The following is a 1,611-nucleotide window of genomic DNA, read 5'->3' on the forward strand; positions in this document are numbered from 1 at the left end:
GTCGCCCGTGAAAAACTCTGAAGCCTTTGGGAATGCGTGGGTTTTAGCGGATTTGAAGTAATGGAATTTGCAAGGTTCTGGGGAAATCGGGCAAAAAGCTTGCGATTGTGTGCGCCCGTGCACGAGGGGGCTTTCCTCGGGAATGGGGTCGTGATTCATTGATCTCGTCGACACGATGAGGTTCCCCGATGCCGCCGAAGAAGCCCGCCCCGCGCAGCGATGAGCTGTTTCGCAGCCAGCTCGACAACATGATCGACATGGAGCACGCGCTGGTGAAATTGGCGCGGCTGATCGACTGGTCGCGGTTCGATGCGGCGTACGGCCGGTTTTATCACGAGAAAGGCCGCCCTGGGCTTTCGACCCGGTTGATGGCGGGCCTGCATCTGCTCAAGCACATGGAGGGCCTGTCGGACGAGGCCGTTTGCGCCCGGTGGGTCGAGAATCCGTATTACCAGTTCTTCTGCGGCGAGCAGTACTTCCGCCACAAGCTGCCGCTTGATCGATCCTCGATGACGCGGTGGCGTGGGCGGATCGGTCCTGACAAGCTTGAGCTGCTGCTTGCCGAGACGCTGCGTGTGGCGATGGCGACCAATGCGGTGACGCCGCAGGCGTGCGAACGGGTGACGGTGGATACGACCGTGCAGACCAAAGCGGTCGCCCACCCCACCGACAGTCACCTGTTGATGCGCGGCATTGAATGGCTGAACCGGTTGGCCAAGAAGCACGGGATCAAGCTGCGCCAGTCATTCCTGCGCGTCGGGCGCCAGGCGCGGCGCGATGTCTCTCGGCTGATCCATGGCCGTGGCCACAGCCAAGCGATGCGCTGGGTGCGCAAGCTACGGACCTGGCTCGGCCGGCTTGACCGCGACATCGGCCGCAAGATCGCCGGCAATGAGGAGCTCGAGGCCGCCTTCGCCGTCACCCGCGAGCGGGTGGCAAAGATCCTCACCCAGAAGGCTGGCAGCACCGACAAGCTTTATGCCTTGCACGCCCCCGAGGTGGAATGCATCGCCAAGGGCAAGGCGAGGACCCGCTACGAGTTCGGGGTGAAGACATCGATCGCGGTTACCAACGCGCGCACCACCGGCGGCCAGTTCATCGTCGGCATGCAGGCGCTGCCCGGCAATCCCTACGACGGCCATACCCTGAGTGGACAGATCGAACAGGTCGAGCGCCTGACCGGCGTCACCGTCGAGCGAGCCTATGTCGACCGCGGCTACAAGGGTCACAAGCATGGCGGAAAGGCCAAGGTCTATATCGCCCATACCCGCGGCATCACCTCACCCACGATCAAACGCGAACTGCGGCGACGAAATGCCATCGAGCCGATCATCGGCCACACCAAAGCCGATGGCCTACTTGAACGAAATCACCTCACCGGTGCCACCGGCGATGCCATCAACGCCATCCTGGTGGCCGCCGGGCATAATCTGAGGCTACTCGTCGCATGGCTGACCGCCCTTTTGCGCGCCCTGCTTGCGGCTTGGCTACCCGTAGCACAGCATAAAATGGCCGCTGCCTGAGCCAAACTACCTGCTGGGTACCGCCCAGGACGCTGACAGACCCGGTCTACCCGGCACCGAAACGAACTTCGCTTTGTTCACGGACGAC

General features: G+C 62.6%; 1 protein-coding gene. It reads left to right on the forward strand.

Annotated elements, in window-relative coordinates; translation table 11 throughout:
• Positions 1-188 precede the first annotated feature (188 nt).
• Complete coding sequence (locus tag AX703_RS20265; protein ID WP_062346722.1) at positions 189-1,523, forward strand: IS5 family transposase; 1,335 nt, start codon at positions 189-191, stop codon at positions 1,521-1,523.
• Positions 1,524-1,611 lie beyond the last annotated feature (88 nt).

The organism is Novosphingobium sp. CCH12-A3 (genome assembly GCF_001556015.1).
Taxonomy (GTDB): Bacteria; Pseudomonadota; Alphaproteobacteria; order Sphingomonadales; family Sphingomonadaceae; genus Novosphingobium; species Novosphingobium subterraneum.

Excerpts from the sequence above, each read along its gene's own strand:
- AX703_RS20265 (WP_062346722.1), top strand. The coding sequence starts at position 189 with ATGCCGCCGAAGAAGCCCGCCCCGCGCAGCGATGAGCTGTTTCGCAGC.